This window comes from Cellulosimicrobium sp. RS (assembly GCF_046159675.1).
Classification (GTDB): Bacteria; Actinomycetota; Actinomycetes; order Actinomycetales; family Cellulomonadaceae; genus Cellulosimicrobium; species Cellulosimicrobium funkei.
Genome location: NZ_JBJXVU010000017.1, coordinates 14,682 through 38,816, shown reverse-complemented (window position 1 = coordinate 38,816; position 24,135 = coordinate 14,682). Strand labels below are relative to the sequence as shown.

At 77.1% G+C, this 24,135-nt stretch carries 20 protein-coding genes; 14 read left to right on the top strand and 6 right to left on the bottom strand.

Annotated elements, in window-relative coordinates:
* Positions 1-251 precede the first annotated feature (251 nt).
* From hutH to hutI, 3 genes are read left to right on the top strand one after another with little or no spacing between them, the layout of a single operon-like run.
* The gene (hutH, locus tag ACI769_RS19315; protein WP_409142147.1) at positions 252-1,862 is read left to right on the top strand and encodes a histidine ammonia-lyase; all 1,611 of its coding nucleotides are present in this window, start codon (positions 252-254) and stop codon (positions 1,860-1,862) included.
* A 37-nt stretch (positions 1,863-1,899) separates the two neighbouring features.
* Positions 1,900-3,579: a urocanate hydratase gene (gene hutU, locus ACI769_RS19310; RefSeq protein ID WP_409142146.1), complete on the top strand. Its 1,680-nt coding sequence runs from the start codon at positions 1,900-1,902 to the stop codon at positions 3,577-3,579.
* The gene (gene hutI, locus ACI769_RS19305) at positions 3,576-4,871 is read left to right on the top strand and encodes an imidazolonepropionase (protein ID WP_409142145.1); all 1,296 of its coding nucleotides are present in this window, start codon (positions 3,576-3,578) and stop codon (positions 4,869-4,871) included. Before hutU ends, hutI begins: the two co-directional genes overlap by 4 nt.
* A gap of 118 nt (positions 4,872-4,989) precedes the next feature.
* Here the strand turns inward: hutI and ACI769_RS19300 are convergent, their stop codons facing one another.
* Complete coding sequence (locus ACI769_RS19300) at positions 4,990-6,000, bottom strand: arginase family protein (protein WP_391513056.1); 1,011 nt, start codon at positions 5,998-6,000, stop codon at positions 4,990-4,992.
* 51 nt (positions 6,001-6,051) lie between these two features.
* On the bottom strand, positions 6,052-6,951 hold the full coding sequence (locus ACI769_RS19295; protein ID WP_170982150.1) for a universal stress protein: 900 nt from the start codon (positions 6,949-6,951) through the stop codon (positions 6,052-6,054).
* A 212-nt stretch (positions 6,952-7,163) separates the two neighbouring features.
* Here ACI769_RS19295 and ACI769_RS19290 point away from each other — a divergent pair, with 212 nt between their 5' ends.
* Positions 7,164-7,892 carry a response regulator transcription factor gene (locus ACI769_RS19290; protein WP_081599919.1) on the top strand — a complete coding sequence of 243 codons (729 nt, stop codon included), beginning with the start codon at positions 7,164-7,166 and terminating at the stop codon, positions 7,890-7,892.
* A 145-nt stretch (positions 7,893-8,037) separates the two neighbouring features.
* Entirely contained in the window at positions 8,038-8,511 is a 474-nt protein-coding gene (locus ACI769_RS19285) for a pyridoxamine 5'-phosphate oxidase family protein (protein WP_083384665.1), read from the top strand.
* Between the two features lie 3 nt (positions 8,512-8,514).
* Here ACI769_RS19285 and ACI769_RS19280 read toward each other — a convergent pair whose 3' ends face one another.
* The gene (locus ACI769_RS19280) at positions 8,515-9,690 is read right to left on the bottom strand and encodes a GAF domain-containing sensor histidine kinase (RefSeq protein WP_409142144.1); all 1,176 of its coding nucleotides are present in this window, start codon (positions 9,688-9,690) and stop codon (positions 8,515-8,517) included.
* A 199-nt stretch (positions 9,691-9,889) separates the two neighbouring features.
* Between ACI769_RS19280 and ACI769_RS19275 the strand changes: the two genes are divergently transcribed.
* Positions 9,890-10,693: a hypothetical protein gene (locus tag ACI769_RS19275; RefSeq protein ID WP_409142143.1), complete on the top strand. Its 804-nt coding sequence runs from the start codon at positions 9,890-9,892 to the stop codon at positions 10,691-10,693.
* Positions 10,694-10,909: 216 nt separating this feature from the next.
* Here ACI769_RS19275 and ACI769_RS19270 read toward each other — a convergent pair whose 3' ends face one another.
* Together ACI769_RS19270 and ACI769_RS19265 are read right to left on the bottom strand one after the other, a co-directional pair.
* Entirely contained in the window at positions 10,910-11,482 is a 573-nt protein-coding gene (locus ACI769_RS19270; RefSeq protein ID WP_085387096.1) for a hypothetical protein, read from the bottom strand.
* A 171-nt stretch (positions 11,483-11,653) separates the two neighbouring features.
* Complete coding sequence (locus ACI769_RS19265; protein ID WP_255179869.1) at positions 11,654-12,172, bottom strand: hypothetical protein; 519 nt, start codon at positions 12,170-12,172, stop codon at positions 11,654-11,656.
* Positions 12,173-12,369: 197 nt separating this feature from the next.
* Between ACI769_RS19265 and ACI769_RS19260 the strand changes: the two genes are divergently transcribed.
* From ACI769_RS19260 to ACI769_RS19230, 7 genes are all read left to right on the top strand, one after another.
* Positions 12,370-14,433: a D-alanyl-D-alanine carboxypeptidase family protein gene (locus tag ACI769_RS19260; protein WP_409142142.1), complete on the top strand. Its 2,064-nt coding sequence runs from the start codon at positions 12,370-12,372 to the stop codon at positions 14,431-14,433.
* Between the two features lie 220 nt (positions 14,434-14,653).
* The gene (locus ACI769_RS19255) at positions 14,654-16,393 is read left to right on the top strand and encodes an ABC-F family ATP-binding cassette domain-containing protein (protein ID WP_409142141.1); all 1,740 of its coding nucleotides are present in this window, start codon (positions 14,654-14,656) and stop codon (positions 16,391-16,393) included.
* A 126-nt stretch (positions 16,394-16,519) separates the two neighbouring features.
* Positions 16,520-17,053 carry a DUF2087 domain-containing protein gene (locus tag ACI769_RS19250; RefSeq protein ID WP_232422939.1) on the top strand — a complete coding sequence of 178 codons (534 nt, stop codon included), beginning with the start codon at positions 16,520-16,522 and terminating at the stop codon, positions 17,051-17,053.
* 72 nt (positions 17,054-17,125) lie between these two features.
* Positions 17,126-17,659 (top strand): aminoacyl-tRNA deacylase, encoded by a 534-nt coding sequence (locus tag ACI769_RS19245; protein WP_034650291.1) that lies wholly within the window; start codon positions 17,126-17,128, stop codon positions 17,657-17,659.
* 337 nt (positions 17,660-17,996) lie between these two features.
* On the top strand, positions 17,997-18,371 hold the full coding sequence (locus tag ACI769_RS19240; RefSeq protein ID WP_021483854.1) for an STAS domain-containing protein: 375 nt from the start codon (positions 17,997-17,999) through the stop codon (positions 18,369-18,371).
* 65 nt (positions 18,372-18,436) lie between these two features.
* Positions 18,437-19,732: an exonuclease SbcCD subunit D gene (locus ACI769_RS19235; RefSeq protein ID WP_409142140.1), complete on the top strand. Its 1,296-nt coding sequence runs from the start codon at positions 18,437-18,439 to the stop codon at positions 19,730-19,732.
* Entirely contained in the window at positions 19,732-22,860 is a 3,129-nt protein-coding gene (locus tag ACI769_RS19230) for an AAA family ATPase (protein ID WP_409142139.1), read from the top strand. Before ACI769_RS19235 ends, ACI769_RS19230 begins: the two co-directional genes overlap by 1 nt.
* 18 nt (positions 22,861-22,878) lie before the next feature.
* Here the strand turns inward: ACI769_RS19230 and ACI769_RS19225 are convergent, their stop codons facing one another.
* Positions 22,879-23,616: a TetR/AcrR family transcriptional regulator gene (locus ACI769_RS19225; RefSeq protein ID WP_085387102.1), complete on the bottom strand. Its 738-nt coding sequence runs from the start codon at positions 23,614-23,616 to the stop codon at positions 22,879-22,881.
* An 83-nt stretch (positions 23,617-23,699) separates the two neighbouring features.
* Here ACI769_RS19225 and ACI769_RS19220 point away from each other — a divergent pair, with 83 nt between their 5' ends.
* Complete coding sequence (locus ACI769_RS19220; RefSeq protein WP_085387103.1) at positions 23,700-24,128, top strand: VOC family protein; 429 nt, start codon at positions 23,700-23,702, stop codon at positions 24,126-24,128.
* Positions 24,129-24,135 lie beyond the last annotated feature (7 nt).

The window sequence follows — 24,135 nt, the reverse complement described above, 5'->3', positions numbered from 1 at the left end:
CCTCCCGCCCCCTTCCACCCCCCGCCCGGTGCCGAACAGGTGATCGTGGCGCGTCCCGGGCAGCTGACGCGCCACGACCGCCTGCTCGGCTCGCAGGGGTGGCCTGGTCGGCGGCGGCGGCGTCGTCGGTAGCGGCGGTAGAGGGCCGGCTTCTGTGGTCGGGGAGGGAAGAGGCATACCTGTCTGGGATCCCAGACTGAACCCGTCCCAGCGGGCTCCCGGCGCTGGGGCGCACGGTGTGTCCTGGGGGCATGACAGCGACGACGCACTCCCCGGCCGTCTCCGACCCGGCCCGCGCCGCGCGCGTCGTCGTGGGCGACGGCCCGCTGACGATCGACGACGTGGTCGACGTCGCGCGGCACGGCGCGCGCGTCCGGCTCGCGGACGCGGCGGTCGAGGCGATGGCGGCGAGCCGCGCCGTCGTCGAGGGGCTCGCCGACGACGACCGCCCGCACTACGGCGTCTCGACCGGGTTCGGTGCGCTCGCGCGGCGCCACATCCCGGTCGAGCGGCGCGCGCAGCTCCAGCTCAGCCTCGTGCGGTCGCACGCGGCGGGGTCGGGGCCGGAGGTCGAGCGCGAGGTCGTGCGGGCGCTGCAGCTCCTGCGGCTCGCGACCCTGGCGACCGGGCGGACCGGGGCGCGCCCCGTCGTCGCGCAGACGTACGCCGCGATGCTCGACGCCGGGATCACCCCGGTGGTGCGGGAGTTCGGCTCGCTCGGGTGCTCGGGCGACCTCGCGCCGCTGGCCCACGTGGCGCTCGCGGCGCTCGGCGAGGGCGAGGTCCGGGACTCGACGGAAGCCGTCGTGCCCGCTGCCGACGCGCTCGCCGCGGCCGGGATCCCGCCGCTCGCGCTGCGGGAGAAGGAGGGCCTCGCGCTCATCAACGGCACGGACGGCATGCTCGGCATGCTGGCGCTCGCGCTGCACGACCTGCGGTCCCTGCTCACGACGGCCGACGTCGCGGCCGCGGCGAGCGTCGAGGCGCTGCTCGGCTCGGACGCGCCGTTCGCGGCCGACCTCGTGGCGATGCGGCCGCACCCCGGCCAGGCGGCGTCGGCCGCGAACCTGCGCGCGCTGCTCGACGGCTCGCCCGTCGTGGCGAGCCACCGCACGCTCGACGCCGACGGCCGGCCCGAGTGCACGCGCGTTCAGGACGCGTACTCGCTGCGGTGCGCGCCCCAGGTGCACGGCGCCGCGCGCGACACGCTCGACCACGCGACCGCCGTCGCGCGCCGGGAGCTCGCGGCGGCGATCGACAACCCGGTCGTCACGGTGGACGGGCGCGTCGAGTCGAACGGCAACTTCCACGGGGCCCCGGTCGCGTACGTGCTCGACTTCCTCGCGATCGCCGCGGCCGACGTCGCGAGCATGAGCGAGCGCCGCACGGACCGGTTCCTCGACAAGGCCCGCAACGAGGGCCTGCCGCCGTTCCTCGCCGACGACCCGGGCGTCGACTCCGGGCTGATGATCGCGCAGTACACGGCGGCGGGGATCGTCTCGGAGCTCAAGCGGCTCGCGGTGCCGTCGAGCGTCGACTCGATCCCGTCGTCGGCCATGCAGGAGGACCACGTGTCCATGGGCTGGGCCGGGGCGCGCAAGCTCCGCCGTGCCGTCGACGGGCTGGGCCGCGTCCTCGCGATCGAGCTGCTCGCCGCGACGCGCGCCCTCGACCTCCGCTGCGACGCCGGGTCCCTGCACCCCGCGCGGGGGACCGGCGCCGTCCGCGACCTCGTGCGCACGGCCGCCGCGGGACCCGGACCGGACCGCTACCTCGCGCCCGAGATCGAGGCCGTGACCCACCTCGTCGCGACGGGTGCCGTGACCACGGCGGCGAGCGCCGCCGTCGGGCACCTGGCCTGACCTCCCGCCCGCCCGACCCCGAAGGAGCGAGACGACCATGGCCCACGAGCCGACCCACCGCCTCGGCACGCCCGTCCCGGTCCGCGCCCCGCGCGGCACGACCCTCACCGCGCGGTCGTGGCAGACGGAGGCGCCGCTGCGGATGCTCATGAACAACCTCGACCCCGAGGTCGCGGAGCGGCCCGACGACCTCGTCGTCTACGGCGGCACGGGGCGGGCGGCGCGCGACTGGCCGAGCTACCACGCGATCGTCCGCACGCTCACGACGCTCGCGGACGACGAGACGCTCCTCGTGCAGTCGGGCAAGCCGGTCGGGGTGCTGCGGACGCACGAGTGGGCGCCGCGCGTGCTGCTCGCGAACTCGAACCTCGTGGGGGACTGGGCGACGTGGCCCGAGTTCCGGCGGCTCGAGGCGACGGGCCTGACGATGTACGGGCAGATGACGGCGGGCTCGTGGATCTACATCGGCGCGCAGGGCATCCTCCAGGGCACGTACGAGACGCTCGCCGCGGTCGCCGCGAAGCGATTCGGGGGCTCGCTCGCCGGCACGCTGACCCTCACCGGCGGGTGCGGCGGGATGGGCGGCGCGCAGCCGCTCGCGGTGACGCTCAATGGCGGCGCGTGCCTCGTGGTCGACGTCGACCGGTCGCGCCTCGACCGGCGCGTGCGCGAGCGGTACCTCGACGTCGTCGCCGACGACCTCGACGCCGCGGTCCGGCTCGTGGAGGGCGCGCGGCGCGAGCGCCGGGCGCTGTCGGTGGGGGTCGAGGGGAACAGCGCGACGGTCGTGCCGGAGCTGCTGCGACGCGGGGTCGAGGTCGACGTCGTCACGGACCAGACGTCGGCGCACGACCCGTTGTCGTACCTGCCGGTCGGGGTGGACCTCGCGGACTGGGCCGACTACGCCGCCGCGAAGCCCGACGAGCTCACCGACCGCGCGCGCGAGTCCATGGCCCGGCACGTCGAGGGCATGGTCGGGTTCCTCGACGCGGGCGCCGAGGTGTTCGACTACGGCAACTCGATCCGCGACGAGGCGCGCCGCGGCGGGTACGACCGCGCGTTCGACTTCCCGGGGTTCGTGCCCGCGTACATCCGGCCGCTGTTCGCGCAGGGCAAGGGCCCGTTCCGGTGGGCCGCGCTCTCGGGCGACCCGCGCGACATCGCCGCGACCGACGCCGCCGTGCTCGACCTGTTCGACGACGACCACCTCCACCGCTGGATCCGCGCCGCCCAGGAGCGCGTCGCGTTCCAGGGCCTGCCCGCGCGCATCTGCTGGCTCGGGCACGGCGAGCGCGACCGCGCCGGACTGGCGTTCAACGACCTCGTCGCGTCGGGCGCGGTGCGCGCGCCGGTCGTCATCGGCCGCGACCACCTCGACGCCGGGTCGGTCGCGTCCCCGTACCGCGAGACGGAGGCCATGGCCGACGGCTCCGACGCGATCGCCGACTGGCCCCTGCTCAACGCGCTCACGGCCGCGTCGTCGGGCGCGACGTGGGTCTCGATCCACCAGGGCGGCGGCGTCGGCATGGGCCGCTCGATCCACGCGGGCCAGGTGTCCGTCGCCGACGGCACGCCGCTCGCCGCGGCCAAGCTCGCGCGCGTGCTCTCGAACGACCCGGGCCTCGGGGTGCTGCGCCACGTCGACGCCGGGTACGACGACGCGATCGCCGCCGCCGAGCGCGGCGGGCTCCGCGTCCCCGCGCGGGAGACGCCGTGACGGGTCGCCGCGCGGCGGGCACGTCCTCGGGGCCCGGGTCGACCCTCGTCACCGGCATCGGGGAGCTGACGACCAACGCCCCGGGCGGTCCCGGCACGCGCGACGGCGACCCGACCGGTCTCGTGACCGACGCCGTCCTGCTGCTCGACGGCGGCCGGGTCGCCTGGGCGGGCCCGGCCCGGGAGGCGCGGGACGCCGTCGGGCACGCGCTGGACGGACGGGAGCCGGACGTGACCGTCGACGCGGGCGGGCGCGCGGTGCTCCCCGGGTTCGTCGACTCGCACACCCACCTCGTGTTCGCGGGCGACCGCGCCGCCGAGTTCGAGGCGCGCATGGCCGGTCGTCCGTACGAGGCGGGCGGCATCCGGTCGACCGTCGCCGCGACGCGCGCCGCGTCCGACGACGTGCTCCGCGCCGGGCTGGCCCGGCACCTCGACGAGGCGGCCCGCCAGGGCACGACGACGGTCGAGGTGAAGGGCGGCTACGGCCTCACCGTCGCGGACGAGGAGCGGTCCGTGCGGCTCGCGCGCGAGGTGACGCCCGAGGTGACGTTCCTCGGGGCGCACGTCGTGCCGGTGGAGTTCGCCGGCCGGGCCGACGCGTACGTCGACCTCGTGTGCGGGGAGATGCTCGCCGCGTGCGCGCCGCACGCCCGGTGGGTCGACGTGTTCTGCGAGACCGGCGCGTTCACGCCCGAGCAGTCCCGCCGCGTGCTCGAGGCCGGGGCCGCCGCCGGGCTCGGCGTGCGCGTGCACGCGAACCAGCTCGGGCCGGGGGCGGGGGTGCGCCTCGCCGTCGGGCTGGGCGCCGCCGCGGTGGACCACTGCACGTACCTCACCGACGACGACGTCGCGGCGCTCGCCGGCTCGTGGGCCGGCGGCGGGGCGCGGCCGGACGGGCCGTCGGGCACGGTCGCCGGGACCGTCGCGACCCTGCTCCCGGGCGTCGAGTTCTCCACGCGCCAGCCCTACCCCGACGCGCGGCGCCTCCTCGACGCGGGGGCCGTCGTCGCGCTCGCGAGCGACTGCAACCCCGGGTCGAGCTACACGTCGTCGATGCCGCTGTGCGTGGCGCTCGCGGTCCGCGAGATGCGGATGACCGTCGCCGAGGCCGTGTGGTCCGCCACCGCGGGCGGCGCGCTCGCGCTGCGGCGGGACGACGTCGGCCACCTCGCCCCCGGCGCCCGGGCCGACGTCGTGCTGCTCGACGCCCCGAGCCGCACCCACCTCGCCTACCGCCCCGGCGTCCCGCTGATCGCGAAGACGTGGAGGTCCGGCCACCCCCACCCCTGACCCACCCCCACCCCTGACTCACCCGGCGTCGAACAGGTGGTCCTGGTGCGTCCAGGGCCCGTGTCGTGCCAGGACCACCTGGTGGGCCGACCGGTACCGCCTGCTCGGCGGGGGGGGCCTACGTCAGCGCCGGTTCCGGGGTCGGCGGGTGGAGGGCTCGGCCTGCCGCGAGCTCCAGGACGCAGAGGGCGGCGAGGCGGACCGTGCGGCCGTCGGGGGCGTCGGCCGTCGCGTCGACCTCGACGACGTCGGCGGAGCGGAGCCGGTCGTCGCGCGCCGCGGCCCGGACGAGGGCGCGCAGCTCCCACGCCGCGATCCCGCCGGGGACGCTCGCAGGGCAGCCCGGGGCGACGGAGCGGTCGCACACGTCGACGTCCACGTCGAGGTGCACCGGCCCGCCCGCGGCGCCCGCGACCTCCATGGCCGCCCGCATGACGTCCTCGGGCCCGCGCCGGCGCAGCTGGTCGACGTGCACGACGGTGATCCCCAGCTCGACGGCGCGGCGCGCGTACTCGGCGGAGTTCGCGAAGTCCGCGATGCCGACCTGCACGACCCGCCGCGGGTCGAGCCCCGCCTCGATGAGCCGCCGCACCGGCGACCCGTTGGACACGCCGTCGCGAAGGTCGTGGTGGGCGTCGAGCGTGACGAGGCCCGCGGTGGCGAGGTCGTCGCCCCACGCACCGAGCGCGGTCGCGACGGTCACGGAGTTGTCGCCGCCCAGCGCGACGAGCAGCCGTGCGCGCTCCAGCGCCGCGCGGGCCGCCGCGCGCGTCCGGGCCTCGCCCTCCGCGCCGTCGGGCTCGTCGACGTCGCCGAGGTCGGCGAACGTGAGCTCGGCGAGGTCGACGGGGCCGGTCCGCTCCGCGGGACCGCCCGAGGCGACGGGTCGGACGCGGGCGGTGGGGCCGCCGTCGGGCAGCGGGCGGTCAGGGACGAGCGCGGGGCTGTACCGGCGCAGCGCGGCGCGCACCGCTGCGGGCGTCGCGTGCGCGCCGGTCGGCGAGAGCGACGTGCGCCAGGCCGGGACGCCGAGCAGCGCGACGTCGACGGCGTCCCCCGTCGGCCCGGGCCAGTCGCCCGCCCGGGGCCACGAGGGGTCGTGCGGGAGGGCCTGCGCGTCGTCGCTCACGGTCTCGACGCTAGCGGCCCGACGGCGGCCCCGCCCCGCGCGGACGGCACCCTAGTCGCGCGCCGCGTGCACGACGGCGACGGGGTGCGTCGCGTGGTGCAGCACCTCCTGGCTCACGGAGCCGAGGAGCATGCCGCGCAGGTCCCCGCGGCCGCGCGACCCGACGACGGTCAGCGCGGCGCCCGCCGCGGCCTCCCGGAGGGCGACCGACGGCTCGCGGTCGACGACGAACGTCTCCACGAGGACGTCGTCGTGCTCCGCGGTGCGCACGCGCGCGAGCGCGGCCTCCACGGTGCGCGACGCCTCGGCGCGCGCGTCCCGCTCGGCGGCGGTGTAGAACGCGGGGTTCTCTTCCCACAGCGGACCGGCGGGCAGCCGCCAGGCGCACACCGCGACGACGCGCGAGCGGGTGCGCGCGGCCTCGTCGAGCGCGAACCGGAGCGCGGCGTCGCCGTGCACGGACCCGTCGACGCCGACCACGACGTCGGTCGTGCGCTCCACGTGGTCCACGGACGGCGGCACCACGACGACCGGCACCGGTGCGCGGGCGGCCAGCCGGGTCCCCACGGACCCGAAGAACATCGACCCGACGGATCCGAGCCCGCGCGACCCCACGACGACGAGGTCGGCGTCCTTGGCCTCGTCGAGCAGCGCCTCCGAGGGCGGGCCGGAGCGCAGCAGCGTCCGCACGGGCACCGACGCGTCCACGCGCGCCGCGCGCTCGGCGGCGGCCGAGAGGATGGGGCCGGCGATCTCGCCGAGCTCCTCGACGCTCGGGTAGTAGGCGCCGCCGACGAACGGCGTCGCGACGACGGGCACGTACGCGACGTGCAGCACGCGCAGCTCCGCGCCCCGACGTGCCGCCTCGTGCACCGCCCAGTCCAGGGCCTTGCCGCTCGTCGTGCTGCCGTCCACACCGACCAGCACGACCTGCTGCGTCGATCCGCTCACCATGACCACCTCGGTCCGTCGTCCCCTTCGTGGCGGTCGTCCCGCCACCTGCCACACCTCCTGGATACCCCGCGCGGGCGGTCCGCCGCACCCGGCGACCGCCCCCGACGCGCGGGACGCTCGGCACGACCCACCGGGACGAAGGTCCCGCACCCGCGGCGCCACGGGCGGGCGCGCGCGAGAATCCCCCTCCGACCGGCTACGTTGAGGGCATGGGCTCTCCCCACCCGATCCGCGTGTTCCTGCTCGACGACCACGAGGTGGTCCGCCGCGGCGTCGCCGCTCTGCTCGAGGCCGCCGGTGACATCACCGTCGTCGGCGAGGCCGGCACCGCCGCCTCCGCGCTCGCCCGCATCAAGGCGACGCGCCCCGACGTCGCGATCCTCGACGTGCGCCTGCCCGACGGCTCGGGCGTCGAGGTGTGCCGCGAGGTGCGCTCCGAGCTGCCCGAGGTCGGCTGCCTCATGCTCACGTCCTTCGCCGACGACGAGGCGCTGTTCCAGGCAGTCCTCGCCGGGGCGTCGGGGTACGTCCTCAAGCAGATCCACGGGTCCGACCTCGTCGGCGCGGTCCGCACGGTCGCGGCGGGCGGGTCGCTGCTCGACCCGGCGAGCACCGCGCGCGTGCTGGAGCGCCTGCGCCACGCCGCGGACGAGACGCCGGACCGCCTCGAGGGCCTGTCCCAGCAGGAGCGCCAGATCGTCGCGCTCATCGGCGAGGGCCTGACGAACCGCGAGATCGGCAAGCGCCTCTACCTCGCGGAGAAGACGGTCAAGAACTACGTCTCCCACGTCCTCGCGACGCTCGGCCTGCAGCGCCGCACCCAGGTCGCGGTCCTCGCGACCGAGATGCGCCAGGAGGAGGCGTCCCGCCAGGGCGCCCCCGGCGCGGGCGGTCCCACGGGGGACCGGCAGCACGGTGGCCCGGCGCAGCGTCCCTGACGGCGGGCCCGACCCGCAGGGCGGGACGGGGCCCGAGGGCTCGCCCGCGCACGGTCCGGGGACCGACGCCCACGGACCGGGCGACCGCGCGGCGTCGGGACCTTCGGCACTCCCGGATCTGACACCGCGGCGCGACGATGTGGAGATGGACACAGTCGAGCGGACCGGGACAGGGGCACCGGTGGGGAGCGGGGGGCTCGCGACGGCCGAGCGCCCGCGCGCCTCGGCAGGGCTCGCGGAGCTCACGCCGGAGGAGAGCTACGCGCTCCTCGCGACCGTCCCCGTGGGCAGGATCGTCTACACCGACCACGCGCTGCCGGCGATCCAGCCGGTAAACTTCGTGCTCGACGGCCCGGACGTCGTGTTCCGGACCGCGGAGGGCTCGAAGCTCGCGGTGGCCGCCAGCCGCGCCGTCGTCGCGTTCGAGGTCGACTCGTTCGACGCCGACGCCCGCTCCGGGTGGTCCGTCGTGCTCGTCGGCCGCACGTTCGAGGTGACGGAGCCGGTGGAGCGCGCGCGGCTGCTCGCGCTCCCGCTCGTGACGTTCGTGCCGGGCACGCGCGACCGCGTCATCAAGGTCGTGCCGCGCATCGTCACGGGGCGGCGGATACTGCGCTGACCCTCAGCCGAGCGGCACCCACCACTCGAGGCGCGTGCCGCCGTCGGGCTGGGCGGTCGCGGTGCTCGACCCGCCGAGCGCGGCGGCGCGCGCCTGCATGTTCCGCAGGCCGGAGCGCCGGCCGCCGGGCTGGATGCCCACGCCGTCGTCGGTGACCGTGAGGCGCGCCTCGTGCGCGGTCACGGCCAGGTGCACGACGACGCGGCTCGCCTGCGCGTGCCGGGCGACGTTGGTCAGGGCCTCGCCGAGCACGACGACGAGCTGGTCGGCGACCTCGGCCGGCAGGCTCGGACCGCCGTCGCTCACGCCGGCGCCGGACCCCTCGGCCGCCACCTCGACGTCGACCTCGGGCGCGAACCCGAGGACGGTCGTCGCCGCCTCGGCCTGCGCCCGGAACCGGTCCTCGATCGAGGGCGCGTCCGGGTCCGTGGCCGTGTGCAGCGCGAAGATGGTGGAGCGGATCTGCCGGATCGTCTCGTCGAGGTCGGAGACGGTCTCCTCGATGCGCGTGCGCGCGTCCGGGTCGCTGACGAGCGGCTGCACGCTCATGAGCGTCATCGCCGACGCGAAGAGGCGCTGGATGACGACGTCGTGCAGGTCGCGCGCGATGCGGTCGCGGTCCTCCAGGACGCCCACCTGCTTCGCGCGGCCGTAGAGCCGCGCGTTCTCGATCGCGACGCCCGCGGCGGCGGCGAGCGCGATCACGGCCGCCTCGTCCTCCGGGGAGAACTCCTCGCACCCGCCCCCGGGGACCTGCTTGTCGGTGAGGTAGAGGTTGCCGAACACCGTGTCGCGCACGCGGACCGGGACGCCGAGGAACGTGTGCATGGGCGGGTGGCCCTCGGGGAACCCCGCCGAGCGGACGTCGTCGGCGATCTCCGGGACGCGGATGGGCGCCGGGTGGTCGATGAGCTCGCCCAGTAGCCCTTCGCCGTGCGGCCAGTGGTCGATCGCGGCGACCTCGTCGTCCGAGAGGCCCAGGGGGATGAACTGCGCGAGGCGCTCGCGCCCCGACGCGTCGAGCACCCCGAGCGCGCCGTACCGCGCGCCCGTGAGCTCCATCGCCGCGTCGACGATGCGCCGCAGCACCTGCGGCAGGTCGAGGTCGCTCGTCACCGCCACGACGGCGTCCAGCACACGTTGCCCGGCGCTGCCCGGCAGGTCGGTCGTTCCGCTCACCTGATGCAGTCTCCCAGACGCCGGCGGTCGGGGGGCACCCGGTCCGCCCCGGGGGTGTGACGTGGGCGACACCGCCGCGCTACTGTGCGTCCACATCTCGGGACGTCCGACGCCGTCCTGCCGCCGGCCGCACGTCGCCGTCGCGCAGGTCCGGACCACCGGGCCGTCGACGCAGGGGGCCGAAGGGACGCGGTGCCGCATGCCGACCACCGACCAGGGCGCGGGTGTCGCCCCGCGCTCCGGAGCGCCCGCCGAGGCCGCGGCGCTCGCCGACCTGCGGTCCGCCGTCGGGCACCTGCACCCCGACGACCCGGCCGAGCTCGTCGCGATCGCGGACGACCTGCGCGCGCTCGGCAGCCCGGCTGCCGCGGTCCCGTTCTACGAGGCGGCCGTCGAGCAGGGCGTGCCCGGGGCGGTGTACCGGCTGGGCGTCGCGCACCACGAGGCGGGCGACGCCGCGGAGGCGTTCCGCTGCTTCGAGCTCGCCGGTCTCGCGGGCGACGCGCTCGGGGCGTTCATGGCGGCGCAGGTCGCCACGGAACGCGGGGACCTGCACGCGGCCCGCCGCTGGTACGAGCTGGCGCAGGGCGTCGAGGGCGCGGCCGTGCGGCTCGCGCAGGTGCTCGCCGAGCTGGGGGAGCGTGACGCCGCTGACGGCCTCCTCGCGGCGACGTCGGGCGAGAGCTGGGAGGCGGCGGTCGAGCTCGTGCGCAGCGGCGCCCTGACCCCGGACGACGCCGTCGCGCTGCTCGAGGGGTGGGCCGGGACGGGCGAGGCGCGCGTCGCGGCGACCCTCGCGGACCTCTACGTGCGCGCGGGCCGCGGGCCGGACGCCGAGGACCTGCTCGAGCAGGCGGCGCTCGCCGGCGAGCCGACGGCGCGCACGAGCCTCGGGGTGCTCCGCCTCCGGGCGGGACGCGTCGCCGAGGCGATGGCCCTGTGGCACGAGGCCGCCGCCCAGGGCGACGCCCAGGCGGCGGAGCTGCTGGCCCGCTTCGGCTGACGCCGGGCCGCACGCAGAAAGGCGCCCGGCGGGCGACCGGCTCCGTCGAGCTGTCGGTCGCCCTGCCGGGCGCAGAGGGCGGGACGTGCGGGTGGTCTCCCCACCGCCCGCACGCCCCTCTTCCCCCGGGAGCGACTCCCTGCAGCGACGGCCTCAGAATCGTCGCGCGGTATCGGTCGCCCCGTGGCCCGCCGCACACGGCGGGCGGTCGAACCGTCAGACCAGCCAGGCGTTGCGCTGGACGAACGGGATCTTCTTCCACGTCTTGCCGAGCCCGAGCACGCTGCCCGCCCCGAGGAGGGTGAGAGCGATGATCGTGAGCGACATGGTGATGTGGTCGTCGATGATCGGGTTGGTCACGAGCGGGAGCTCGGCCAGGTACATGAGCAGGAGCAGGAGCGTGCCGCTCACCGCGGCGATCCGCATCCCGATGCCCAGGATCAGGGCGAGCCCGATGCCGAGCAGGCCGACCATGAAGAGCACGTCGATGAACGCGTTCCCCGCGAGGCCGCTGAAGAAGCCCGAGAACGTGCCCTCGAGGTTCGACAGGAAGCCGGTGGTCGGGCTGTTCCCGTTAAGCCACGACCGCTCGGCGGGGGTGGCGAACCCGAGCCCGAACGTCTTGTCGAGGAAGGCCCAGAGGAAGTAGAACCCGATCGTGATCCGCAGGACGCCGAGGACCACCTGGGTGGGCCGCGTGGCGCGCTCCGCGAGGCTGAGGGTCTCCGGCTCGGTGCCTTCGACCGTAGGGAGCGGCGCGTTGGCGTTCCGCTCGATCGTCCCCTTCATCACTGTCCCCTCTCATCGACCCGTCCGGTGCGGTCGGGCTCCTGAGACCAAGCAAACCCCTGTGAAGGAAGGGTGGACGTCAGGCAAAAGTCGCCGGGCCCGGGGACCTAGGTCCCCGGTGCGGACGAGGGCCCGGGGATACCGGCCACGGGCCGCGCTGGGCCCGCCCGGTCAGGAGCCCGAGGCGTCCTCGAGGTCGGTGCGGAGCTCGTCGACCCGGGTGCGCAGGCTCTCGATCCCGTCGCGCACCGCGGCGTCGGCACCGGAGAGGGAGCCCGCGACGTCGCCCAGCTCGGTGGACGCGTCCTCGAGCGCGGCCTCGGCGTCGGCCAGGCGCTGCTCGGCCTGGGCGCGCGTCTCGTCCGTGGCGGACGCCGCCTCGTCCGCCGCGGCGCGGGCCTCGTCGGCGGCCTCCTGCGCGGACGCGACGGCCTCCTCGGCGCGGGTGCGCGTGTCGTCCGGGAGGGTGCCCAGGTCGTCGGTGAGCGACCGGACGTCCTCGCCGATCGTCTCGACCTGGGAGCGCGCGTCGTCGAGGAACTGCTGGACCCCGTCGCCCGTCAGGGTGAATTCCGGCACGCTCACCGAGCCGTCCTCGGCGCACCCGCCCAGCGCGACGGTCGCGGCGACGGCTGCCCCGAGCGCGAGCGCGCGGGACGTTGACCTGCGGTGACGTGTCGGTGAACTCATGGGGCGATTGTCCACCGCGAACATGAGACCGGGGTGAGAGCCTCGTGGAGGCGGTGTACGGTAGGCGGACGAGGGCACTGTGGCGTGCAGCACACCGATCGTGTGCGCGCGCAGCCGTGACGTCGGGCGCGACGACGCGCACATCCGGCGTGCGGGACCGCAGGTCCGTGGCAGGGCACGAAGCACGGGAGTGAGCGGTGAGCACCACGGCGGAGCACGAGGGCGCGGACGACGCGCCCGTGACGCCCGAGCCCGCGCCCGCCGCCGCCGCGGTGGGCCCGGAGTCGTTCGGACGGCGCGCGCGGGCCGTGTCGCACGTCCTCATCTCGTCGGCGCTCGCCATCACGCTCGCCGCGGCCCTCGCCGGCAGCGCCCAACCCCGCCCGGGCGCGTCGTTCTTCGCACAGGAGGCGACCACGGCGACCCAGGTCGCGGCGCTCTCGAGCACGCTCGGGGCCGGCCTCGACGAGGGCCAGCAGCTCGACGGCGCCATCGAGGTCCTCGCGACGGCCAACGCGCTCGACGACGGCCACGTCTCCCCGCCCGTCGAGCAGGCCCGCGCCGAGCTCGGCATGCTCCTGGCCACCTACCTCGCGCAGCAGGACGCGGCCCGCCGCGTCCCCGCGCCCCTCGTGCCCGACGGCGACCTCGACCTGGACGAGTCGCTCGACGGCGCGCAGGTCCCCGAGCTGCCGGAGCCGCTCGGCCCGGGTACGGGCGCAGGCGCCGGCGCTGGTGACGACGACACCACGACGGGCACGGACGGCGAGACCGCGGACCCCGCGACCGACCGCCCGGCGCAGCAGCCCGCGACGGTCGACGCCGCCGGGGACGCGGCGGCGGATGCGGTCCGCACCGCGGCGACGCCCACCGCGCCCTCGTCGAGCCCGACGAGCAGCCCGTCCCCCGGCGCGTCCACCGACCCCTCGCCGAGCGTCACCCCGAGCCCCGGCGGCGCGCCGAGCCCGGCGCCCGGCACGAGCACGCCCCTGGACCCGTCCGCCCCCGGCGGCACGGGATCCCCGGGAGGCCCGGGGTCCCCGGGCGACCGGACGCTGCCCGAGGACGAGGTGCCCGCGCCCGACGGGGTGGCACCCGGCGAGATCGACGGTTCCCAGGACCCGGCCGACGGCTCGGCTGACAGCGGTGACGGCGACCACGCCGAGGGCGACGACCACGCGCACGGCGACGTGACGCTGGAGGACGTCCTCGCCTCCGCGACGACGCTCGCCGAGCTGCTCGGCACCGACCTCGTGCCGGTCGGGGTCGTCCCGGCCGCCGGGGCGACGGCGCTCGCGGGCACGACCCTCGCGGAGCGGCTCGCCGAGGTCGTCGAGCGGTACGCGGGCTCGACGGCGCAGTACCAGAACGGCCGCATCCCGCCGGAGGCGCTGTGCGCTCTCGACTTCGCGCCGGGCAAGACCCTGCGCTGCGACGCCGCGGAGCAGCTCGAGGCCCTCGCCGCCGAGTTCGAGAAGGAGTTCGGGTACGCGCTGAAGATCACCGACGCGTACCGCCCGTACGACGAGCAGGTGCGCCTCAAGGCGGTCAAGCCCTACCTCGCGGCCGTGCCCGGCACGTCGCAGCACGGGTGGGGGCTCGCGATCGACGTCGGCGGGAACGTGCCGTCGGGGACGTCGCTCGAGTACGTCTGGCTCCGCACGCACGGCCCGGACTACGGCTGGGACAACCCCGCGTGGGCGCGGCCCAACGGCTCCAAGCCGGAGCCGTGGCACTTCGAGTTCTTCGCGGCAGGCAAGATGCCGACGCGGTACACGCCTGCCGAGAGCAGCGCGCCGTCCACGCCGCAGAAGCCGGCGACGCCGAGCGCCCCCGCGCCGAAGCCGACGACCCCGCCCGCGCCGCAGCCCCCGGCACCGACGCCCACGCCGACGCCGACGCCGACGGAACCTCCGCCGACGAAGCCCACGGACCCGCCGCCGCCCACGACCGTCGCCGTCCCGGCGAACCTCGTCGGCAAGCAGCAGGCCGCCGTGGAGGCAGCGCTCCAGGGTGCCGGGCTGAAGGTCAGCGTCACGACGAAGGTCGACGAGGCCGCGCCCGGGACCGTGCTGTCCGTCACGCCGGGCTCCGGCACCCAGGTCGCGCCGGGAAGCACGGTCGCGATCGTCGTCTCGTCCGGGCCGCCGCCCGAGCCCGAGCCCGAGCCGTCACCCGAGCCGACGGACCCGGCACCCGAGCCCACGGTCGCGCCGACCCAGGCCCCGACGGCCCCCGGGACGGAGCCGACCACCCCCTGAGCCGAGGGGCGTCGTCGGGCCTCGGTGGAACCGTGGGCGCGCCCGGCGCGAGGGCAGCGCCGGGAAAATGCCGTGCGTCTCCTGTGCCGACGGCGTAGCGTCGGGCGCGATGTGATCCTCACCCGCCCCGGCCGCTCCGTCCCGTCGAGCCCGTCGCCGTGGCCCCCGCCGCCCTCCGCGGCGTGCGCGCGCCACCCGGGCACCTGGTAGGTGATCACCCATGGCACGTCCCACCCCTGTCCTGCGCGCGTCCGACGTCCGCGTGTCCTTCGCGGGCCGCGCGGTCCTGCGCGGCGTCGACCTCGCCGTCGACCCCGGCCATCGCACGGGTCTCGTCGGCGAGAACGGCGTCGGCAAGTCCACGCTCCTGCGGGTGCTCGCGGGCACGCTCGCGCCCGACGACGGCACGGTGAGCCGGCCCGCGGACCTCGGGTTCCTGCACCAGGAGTTCCCGTACCCGTCGACGACGACGGTCCGCGCGGTCGTCGACGACGCGCTCGCGCGCGTGCGCGGGATCGAGCGCGAGCTCGAGGAGGCGGCGCTCGCCCTCGCCGGCGACCCGGGCGGCGACCCCGTCCCCGGTGCCGAGGAGGCGTACGCGCGCGCCCTTGCGCGCGCCGAGCTCGCCGACGTCTGGGACGCCGACGCGCGGGCCGCGCGCACGCTCGCGGGTCTCGGGCTCGACGTCGAGGGGGTCGCCGGCCGCGAGGTCGGGTCGCTGTCCGGGGGCCAGCGCACGCGGCTCGGCCTCGCCGCGCTGCTCGTGCGCCAGCCCGGCGCGATGCTGCTCGACGAGCCGACGAACCATCTCGACGACGCCGCGGCGGAGTTCCTCGCCGCGGCGCTGCGCGCGCTCCCGGGCGCCGTGGTGCTCGCGAGCCACGACCGCGTGTTCCTCGACGAGGTGTGCACCGAGATCCTCGACCTCGACCCGGTCGCGGAGCCGCTCCGCGGCGCGGGCGGCGGAGACGCGGCGCGCGGCGGGGGAGCGGGGACCCTCTACGGCGGCACGTACGGCGACTACCTCGAGGCCAAGCGCGTCGAGCGCGAGCGCTGGGAGCAGCGCTTCGAGGCGGAGCAGGCCGAGCTCGCGGAGCTGCGGCGCGGCGTCGCGGTGACGGCCCGGGACGTCGCGAAGAACCGTGAGCGGGGCAACCAGGCGAAGATCCTCTACGACTTCAAGGGCGAGCGCGTGCAGGGCCAGGTCGCGCGGCGCGTGCGCAACGCGCAGCAGCGGCTCGACGCGCTCGAGCGCGACCAGGTGCGCAAGCCGCCCCCGCCCCTGCGCTTCGCCCCGCCGAGCGGGGGGACCCGCCTCGCGCCGGGCGGTGGCGACGTGGTCGCGTGGGCGCGGGGCGTCGTCGTGCACCGGCCCGGGCGCGGAGGGCCCGGGGCCGCCCCGGGCGAGCGGCCGGACCGGCTCGACATGGCGGCGTCGGGCGTCCCGTCGATCGAGGTCGCGCGGGGGAGCCGGCTGCTCGTCACCGGGGCCAACGGCGCCGGGAAGTCCACGCTGCTGCACGTGCTCGCGGGCGACCTCGTGCCCGACGCCGGCACCGTGGGCCGGGCGCGCGGGGTCCGGGTGGGGCTGCTCGAGCAGGACGTGCACCTGCACGACGACGACCGCACCCCGCGCGAGCTGCTCGCCCTCGCGCAGGGCGTGGACCCGGCGGACGCGCGCGACGCGGCCGTGGACGCGCACGGCCTCCTCGCGCCGCGCGACCTGGGGCGACGGCTCGCGGAGCTCTCCGTGGGGCAGCGCCGGCGCGTGGTGCTCGCGATGCTCGTCACGCAGGCACCCGACGTGCTGCTCCTCGACGAGCCGACGAACCACGTGTCGCTCACGCTCGCGGGCGAGCTCATGGAGGCCGTGGAGGAGTGGCCGGGCGCCGTAGTCGTGGCGTCGCACGACCGGTGGCTGCGGCGCCGCTGGCAGGGCGACGCCGTGCACCTCGCCTGACGTCCCCGCCGCGCTCGTCGGTCCGGCCGCGGGGTGGGGCGCGGGCGGACCCGGGAGGTGGAGCACGGGGTGCGGGGTCCGGGAACGCGGTGGCCGTGCGCGGCGCGGCGTGCGTAGGGTCGGGCGGTGGACGACGACCGGACGGGCGCCCCGGTGCCCGACAACGCGTGGAAGCAGGTGGTCGCGTCGCTCGCCGACGCGGGACGGCTCGAGGTGCTCGCGCGCGTCGTGACCGAGGGGCCCGCGGAGGCGGTGCTGTCGGCCGACGAGCGCCGTCGGCTCGCGCCGCTCCTCGCCGCGGGCGTCGTGGTGCGCGAGGAGACGGGCTTCCTGCGGGCGGCGCCCGAGCGGTTCGCGGCCCTGCTCGCGACCGTGCCCACGCCGCGCCCCACGGGCCCCGACCGCTTCCTCACGGACGGACGCCTGCTGCGCATGCCGAAGCGGTGGCGCGACCGCGAGCTCGTCGTGCGGTACCTCGCGGCGCAGGTGCTCCCGCTGGAGGAGCCCGTCACCGAGCTCACGCTGACCAAGCGGCTCGCGGCGCGCGCCGCGGACCCCGTGTCGCTGCGGCGCGCGATGGTCGACGCGGGCCTCGTGCACCGCACGCGCGACGGCGCGGAGTACTGGCGCACCGTCGTGACGGAGTTCGACGACGTCTGAGACGACGTCCGACGGGCGGCGGTCCGGGTACGGCAGCCCGTGCGTCGGGAGCGAGGGCTAGGGTCGGTTCTCATGAGCAGCGAGCGCGCCGTGGCGGCGCTGGAGGCGTCGGGCATCGACTTCACCCTCACCCGGCACGGCCGGGTGGGGTCGCTGGAGGAGGCCGCCGCCGCGCGCGGCGTGCACCCGGCGCGCGTCCTCAAGACGATCGTCGTGCGGCGCGCGGAGGACGACTACCTGTTCGTGCTCGTCCCGGGCGACCGGCAGATCTCGTGGCCCAAGCTGCGCGCGCTGCTCGGGGTGTCGCGCCTGTCCATGCCGGACAAGGAGGTCGCGCGCGACGTCACGGGGTACGAGCGCGGCACCATCACGCCGTTCGGCGCCACGCACGCGTGGCCCGTCGTGGCGGACGTGCGCGTGGTCGCCGTGCGCGGCGAGGACGAGGTGGACGTCGCGGGCGAGGCGGCCACCCCGGAGACCCCGGGCGACGGCGACCACCTCGTCTCGATCGGCGCCGGCGAGCACGGCGTGGCCGCGACGGTCGACGGGCAGGCCCTCGTGGCGGCCCTCGGCGCCCAGGTCGCCGACGTCACCGAGCCCCTGTAGCGGGTCCGGGAACGAGCCCTGCGGCGCCGCCCGGGCTGCGCCTCAGCGTGGCGGTCACGGGGCTCCGGGAGGCGCGCGCAGGCACCGGCGCGGTCCGGGTTGTGAGGGTTCGGAGGAAGGTCGCGGTCGACCGTCGCGCGGGCTGGTGTGCGCCCCGCGCCGGGTGCAGACTCTGGGGTGCTCCGGTCACGGTCGCCTGGTCCGACCCACCGCCCGACGGTCACGGCGAGCGGCCGGACGGAGCCGTGAGGCAGGCGCAGGGAACAGGCCACCACCGCCGGACGTTGTCCGGAGGGGCGGCCGACAGCAGCAGGACGACTCGAGAGAAGCGGGAACCGTGGACACAGGCAGCGCGATCGACCGGACGAGCGGGATCGTCTACGCCCCGGCGGACGGCGGCGTGGTCGTGACGATGTGGGGCGAGGTCGACGCGGCGCTGCGCGACCGCGCGAGCGAGGCGATGTCCTACGTGCTCGACACCCGCGGGCGCGTCGTGGTGGACGTCGCCGACGTCACCTTCATCGACTCCTCGGGCATTGCGTTCATCATCCAGCTCTACATGCTCGGCGAGGAGGACGGCCGCGAGGTCGTGCTCCGCGACCCGTCGCCGAGCATCGTCGAGCTGCTCGACATGATCGGCATGGGCGGGCGCATCCCCGTCGAGCGCAGCGGTGCCTCGACCGGTCCGATCGAGGTCGTCGGCGCCGTCTGACACCCGCGCCCCCGCCGCCGCCCCGGGTCCCCGGGGCTGTGGGAACCGGCCGGTACGGTGCGGGCATGCGCATCCTGCACACCTCCGACTGGCACCTCGGGCGCACCTTGCACGGGGTCGACCTGCTGGAGCACCAGGCCGCGCACCTCGACCACCTCGTCGAGCTGACCCGCTCCGAGGCGGTCGACGCGGTCGTCGTCGCGGGTGACGTCTACGACCGCGCGATCCCGCCGGTCGACGCCGTCTCCCTCCTCTCGGACGCGGTGACGCGGCTCGCCGAGCACGCGCACGTCGTCGTCACGCCGGGCAACCACGACTCCGCCGTCCGGCTCGGGTTCGGCGACCGCCTCCTGCGCCCGGGCGTCCACGTGCGGGCGCGCCTGGCCGACGTCGGTGCGCCCGTCGTCCTGGGCCCGCGCCCCGGTTCGACAGACGGTGACGGCTCCCCGCTGCTCGTCTACGCGCTCCCGTACCTGGACCCGGACACGGCCCGCCACGTCCTCGCGGACGCCGCGGACGCGCCGGACGCCGACGCTCCGGGCGCCGAAGGTGTGGGCGGCGACCCGGTGAGGCCGCGGCCGCTCGCGCGGTCCCACGAGGCCGTCATGGGGGCGGCCCTGCGCCGGGTAGGCGCCGACCTCGCGCGGCGCCGCGCCGCGGACCCGGGGGTGCGGGCGGTCGTCGTGGGGCACGCGTTCGTCGTGGGTGGCCTGGCGTCGGACTCCGAGCGCGACATCCGCGTCGGCGGCGTCGACGCCGTCCCGGCCGCCGCGTTCGCGGGCCGCGGGGTGGACTACGTGGCGCTCGGCCACCTCCACGGGCCGCAGCGGGTCACCGTCCCGGAGGTCGGCGGCGGGGAGCCCGGGGGCGGCGTGGCGACCGTCGCCCGCTACTCGGGCTCGCCCCTCGCGTTCTCCTTCTCGGAGCTGCACCAGCGCAAGTCCACCGCGCTCGTCGACGTCGACCGGCTCCGCACGGACGCCGACGCGGCGGTCGAGCTCGTCCCCGCTCCCGTGCCGCGCCGCCTCGCGGAGGTGACCGGCCCGCTCGACGAGCTGCTCGGGGAGGCGGGCGAGCCGCACGTCGACGACTGGCTGCGCGTCGTCGTGACGGACCCGGTCCGGCCCGCCGAGCTGTACGCCCGCGTCCGGTCCCGGTTCCCGCACGCGCTCCAGGTGACGCACCGCCCGCCGCGCGTCGCCGAGCGGGAGGTCGTGACCGCCGTCGGGCCGGGGCGCGACCCGCTGGACGTCGCGCGCGACTTCGTCGAGCACGTCTCCGGCCACGCCCCCAGCGAGGCGGAGGTCGTCGTGCTGCGGGAGGCGTTCGAGCTCGCGCTCGCCGAGGAGCGCAGCGCCTGATGCACCTGCACTCCCTGACCTTCCAGGCGATCGGCCCGTTCGCGGGCCGCCACCACGTCGACCTCGCGGCGCTCGGCGCGTCCGGGATCTACCTCCTCGAGGGGCCGACGGGCGCCGGCAAGTCCACGATCATCGACGCGATCGTGTTCGCGCTCTACGGCAAGGTCGCCTCCGACGCCGCGAGCGACGACCGTCTCCGCTCGGCGTTCGCGGGACCGGACGTCGAGTCGTACGTCGACCTCGTGCTGGAGGTCCCGGCGGGGGTTTTCCGGGTCCGGCGCACGCCCGAGTACCGACGCCCCAAGAAGCGCGGCACCGGCACCACGACCCAGCAGGCCTCGGTGCGGCTCTGGCGGCTCGCCGAGGTGCCACCCACCGACGCGCCGGACGCGGTGGAGGACGCCGCGGGCGAGCTGCTGTCCGCACGGCTCGACGAGGCGGGCGACGAGATCCGCCGGCTCGTGGGCCTCGACCGGCGCCAGCTCGTGCAGACGGTCGTGCTGCCGCAGGGCGAGTTCGCGACGTTCCTGCGCGCGAAGCCCGAGGACCGGGCCGTGCTGCTCCAGAAGGTCTTCGGCACGGAGCTCTACCACCGCGCCGCGGCGCGCCTGGCGGAGCTCGCGCGCGCGGCGCGCTCGCGCACGGACGCCGCGCGGCAGGGCGTCGTGGGCGCGGCGGAGCGGTTCGCGGGGGCCGCCGGGCTCGGGCCCGACGACGCGCGGCGGCTGCGCGAGGCGGCGGACGACGACGACCGGCTGCGGAGGGCGGACGACGACGCCCCGGCCGCTGCGGAGGCGGCGCCGGGCGTGCACGCGCTCGCCGTCGCGCACGTCGGGCGCCTCGACACCGAGGCCACGGCGCTGGCCGAGCGTGCGGCGGGGGCCGACGCGACGCTCGCCGCCGCGCGTGAGCGGTTCGAGCACGAGCGCGCCCGGCACGACGCGCTGGAGCGGCGAGCCCGGCTGCGGGCCGACGCGGCACGCCTCGACGGGGAGGAGGCGGCGGTGGCCGAGTGTCGCCGTCGGGCGGACGCGGCGGCACGTGCCGCGGTCGTCGCTCCGGCCGCCCAGGGCCTCGCGCGCGCCGAGCAGACCCTGCGCGCCGCGCTCGACCGGCTCGCGCTCGCGCGCACCGGGGCGCCCGCCGTCCTCGCCGACGCCGACCCCACGACGCTCGAGGCGCTGCGCGCCGACGTCGCGACGGCGGCCGTCCGCGTGGCGCGGCTCGTCCCGGTGGGGGCGTCGCTGCCCGGGCGCGACCGCGAGCTCGCCGACGGGCGCAAGGAGGTCGCGCAGGCGACGGAGGAGCGCGGTCGCGTGCTGGCCGAGCTCGACGCGCGTCCGGCGCGCCGCGACGCCGTGCGCGCGCGCGTCGCGTCCCTCGCCGCGGCCGCGGGCGAGCTCGGGGTGCTCCGCGAGCGGGCTGACCGCGCCCGGGCGGTCGAGGAGGCGGCGCGCCAGACGGCGGCGCTCGCGACCGAGGCGGCCGAGGCGCACGCCGAGCGGGCGCGGGCCGCGGCCCGGGCGCACGAGGCGGTGGAGCACGAGGCCCGGCTGCGGGCCGCGCGCATCGCAGGTCTGGCCGGGGAGCTCGCCGCGGGCCTCGCCGTCGGCGAGCCGTGCCCGGTGTGCGGCGGGGCCGAGCACCCGCACCCGGCGCCGCTCGCCGAGGACCACCCGGCGGTCGAGGACGTCGAGCGCGCCGAGCGGGAGCGCGCGGACGCCGAGCGCCTGCTGCACGACGTCTCGGCCCGGGCGCAGGTGCTCGCCGAGCGGTGCGAGGCTCGTCGTCGGGACGCCGACGGCCTGACCCCGCAGGAGGCCGGGCAGCGGGTCGCGGACGCGGAGGAGCTGGTGGCCGCCGCGCGCGCCGCGGAGCGCGAGCGCGCCGAGGCCGAGCGCGAGCTCGAAGAGCTGGACGCGGAGACGCGTGCGCTGGAGGCCCGGGCGGCCGGGCTCGCCGAGGCGGTCGCGGGCACGGCCGCGCGGCTCGAGGAGATCGAGGCGGCCCTCGCGCGCGACCGCGCCGAGATCCGCGCCGAGCTCGACGCGGCGGGCCCGCTCGTGGAGCTCGTGGACCTGCCCGACCCGCTCGCCGGCGAGGGCGGCGCGCGCAACCCCGTCGCCGTGCTCGCGGCCGCGCTGGAGGGCCGGGTGCGCACGATCGACGCGCTCGCGGACGCGGGCAGCGCCGTTGCCGCCGCGCAGCGGGCGTGCGAGGAGCGTGCGGCCGACGTCGCCGCGCTCGTCGCACGGTCCGGTTTCGCGGACGCGGCCGAGGCGCTCGCCGCGGTGCTCGACGACGCCGAACTGCACACGCTCTCTCAGCGCGTCGCGGAGCACGACGCCGCGCGGACCGCGACGGCGACCGGTCTTGCGGACCTGGCGCTCGCCGACCTGCCCGAGGACGCGCGGGCCGACGTGGCGGGCGCGCGCGCCGCCGTCGAGGAGGCAGAGGCCGTCGCCGGAGCCGCGGCGCGGCAGCACGAGCTCGTCGCCCGCCGGGCCGAGGCGGCCCGGACGGCGGCCGAGGCCGTCGGGGCGGCGGTCGACGGCTGGACCGCGGCGCGGGACGCGGCGGGACCGGTCGCGCGCATGGCCGCGCTCGCGTCGGGCACGGGCGACAACGCGCACGCGCTCTCGCTCGCGACGTTCGTGCTCGTGCAGCGGTTCGAGGACGTGGTCGCGGCGGCGAACGAGCGCCTCGCCGAGATGTCGTCGGGGCGGTACGAGCTCGTGCGCAGCGCGACGCGGGAGGACGTGCGGGCGCACAAGCGCGGCCTCGCGATGAAGGTGCTCGACCACGTGACGGAGCGCGAGCGCGACCCGCGCACGTTGTCCGGCGGGGAGACGTTCTACGTGTCGCTGTGTCTCGCCCTCGGGCTGGCGGACGTCGTCACGGCCGAGGCGGGCGGCATCGAGCTCGGGACGCTGTTCGTCGACGAGGGCTTCGGCAGCCTCGACCCGGAGACGCTGGAGGCCGTCCTCGCGGCGCTCGGCCGGCTCCGCGCGGGCGGGCGCGTCGTGGGCGTCGTCTCCCACGTCGAGGCGCTCAAGCAGTCCGTCGCGGAGCGCGTCGAGGTCCGCCGCCTCCCCGGCGGCGGCAGCACGCTCAGCGTGCGGGCCTGACCAGGGCTGCGCCGTCCGTCAGGACCGAGGGCGCGGTCCTGGTGACGGCGCGCACACGCGGTCGACGAGCTCGGTCACGGCAGCCCGCAACGGTCCCGGCGGCGCGCCCGCGTCGAGCGCGAGGGCGGCGCGGTCGAACGCCGCGGACAGCAGGAGCGTCAGCGCGTCGAGACGTTCCTCGTCCGCGAGGTCTCGTGCGACGTCGTCGCCCGCGCCGGAGCCATTGCTCGCGCTGCCCCCGCCGGGCTGGGCGCCGAGCGCCGCGCCGAGCCCTTCCCGCAGGGTGCGGCGCGCGTGGCGGGCGTCGAGCGCGTCGGCCTCTGCGGGGCCGAGCACGGCGGGTGCATCGACGAGGAGGAGCCGCGTGCGGCCGGGTTCACCCATCGCGTCGAGGTAGGCGCGCGCACCCTCCACGAGCATCGCGCGGGCGTCCGGGGCGTCCGGGGCGTCCGGGCCGTATGGGGTGTCCGGCGTGTCCGGTCGTTCCGCGGCTGCCGTGCCGGGATCCGCGGCGGTGCGCTCCTCGATCTCCCGGGCGACCGCTTCCGCCTCGGCCTCGGCGACGGCGCGGAAGAGGTCCTGCTTGTCGGCGTAGTGGTGGTACAGCGCGCCGCGCGTGACGTGCGCGGCGGCGGCGATCTGGGGCGTCGACGTCGCGGCGTACCCGGCGCGGACGAAGAGGTCGCGCGCGGCCGCGACCAGGGCCGCGCGGGTCGCGTGGGTGCGTTCGGCGTTGGTCCGGCGGCGCTCTTGCATACCGACAGACTGTAGGCCATCCTCGATACATACAGCCTGTTGGTTTCTGCGACCACCCGGTCGCCGACGACGAGGAGAAGACCGTGCGCATCACGAGCTGGTACCCGGTGCTCATGACCGGCGACGTCGCAGGGACCGTCGCGTTCTACCGCGACCACCTGGACTTCCGGCCGCTCTTCACGAGCGACTGGTACGTCCACCTCCAGTCCGCGCACGACGCGTCGGTGAACCTCGCCGTGCTCGACGGCGACCACGAGACGATCCCGGAGAGCGGCCGGGGTCGCGCGGGCGGGCTCCTGCTCAACCTCGAGGTCGAGGACGTCGATGCCGTGCACGCGCGCCTCGTCGCCGCGGGACTGCCGATCCTGCGCTCGTTGCGCGACGAGGCGTTCGGGCAGCGGCACTTCATCACGGCCGACCCGAACGGGGTGCTCCTGGACGTCATCACGCCCATCCCGCCGACGGGGGAGTTCGTCGAGCAGTACGAGGAGTCCGCCCTCCCGACGGCGTAGCCGGCGC

Coding starts and splice junctions, on each gene's coding strand:
- hutH (WP_409142147.1), top strand. CDS start 252: ATGACAGCGACGACGCACTCCCCGGCCGTCTCCGACCCGGCCCGCGCC.
- hutU (WP_409142146.1), top strand. CDS start 1,900: ATGGCCCACGAGCCGACCCACCGCCTCGGCACGCCCGTCCCGGTCCGC.
- ACI769_RS19290 (WP_081599919.1), top strand. CDS start 7,164: ATGGGCTCTCCCCACCCGATCCGCGTGTTCCTGCTCGACGACCACGAG.
- ACI769_RS19285 (WP_083384665.1), top strand. CDS start 8,038: ATGGACACAGTCGAGCGGACCGGGACAGGGGCACCGGTGGGGAGCGGG.
- ACI769_RS19275 (WP_409142143.1), top strand. CDS start 9,890: ATGCCGACCACCGACCAGGGCGCGGGTGTCGCCCCGCGCTCCGGAGCG.
- ACI769_RS19270 (WP_085387096.1), bottom strand. CDS start 11,482: ATGAAGGGGACGATCGAGCGGAACGCCAACGCGCCGCTCCCTACGGTC.
- ACI769_RS19265 (WP_255179869.1), bottom strand. CDS start 12,172: ATGAGTTCACCGACACGTCACCGCAGGTCAACGTCCCGCGCGCTCGCG.
- ACI769_RS19255 (WP_409142141.1), top strand. CDS start 14,654: ATGGCACGTCCCACCCCTGTCCTGCGCGCGTCCGACGTCCGCGTGTCC.
- ACI769_RS19245 (WP_034650291.1), top strand. CDS start 17,126: ATGAGCAGCGAGCGCGCCGTGGCGGCGCTGGAGGCGTCGGGCATCGAC.
- ACI769_RS19235 (WP_409142140.1), top strand. CDS start 18,437: ATGCGCATCCTGCACACCTCCGACTGGCACCTCGGGCGCACCTTGCAC.
- ACI769_RS19230 (WP_409142139.1), top strand. CDS start 19,732: ATGCACCTGCACTCCCTGACCTTCCAGGCGATCGGCCCGTTCGCGGGC.
- ACI769_RS19225 (WP_085387102.1), bottom strand. CDS start 23,616: ATGCAAGAGCGCCGCCGGACCAACGCCGAACGCACCCACGCGACCCGC.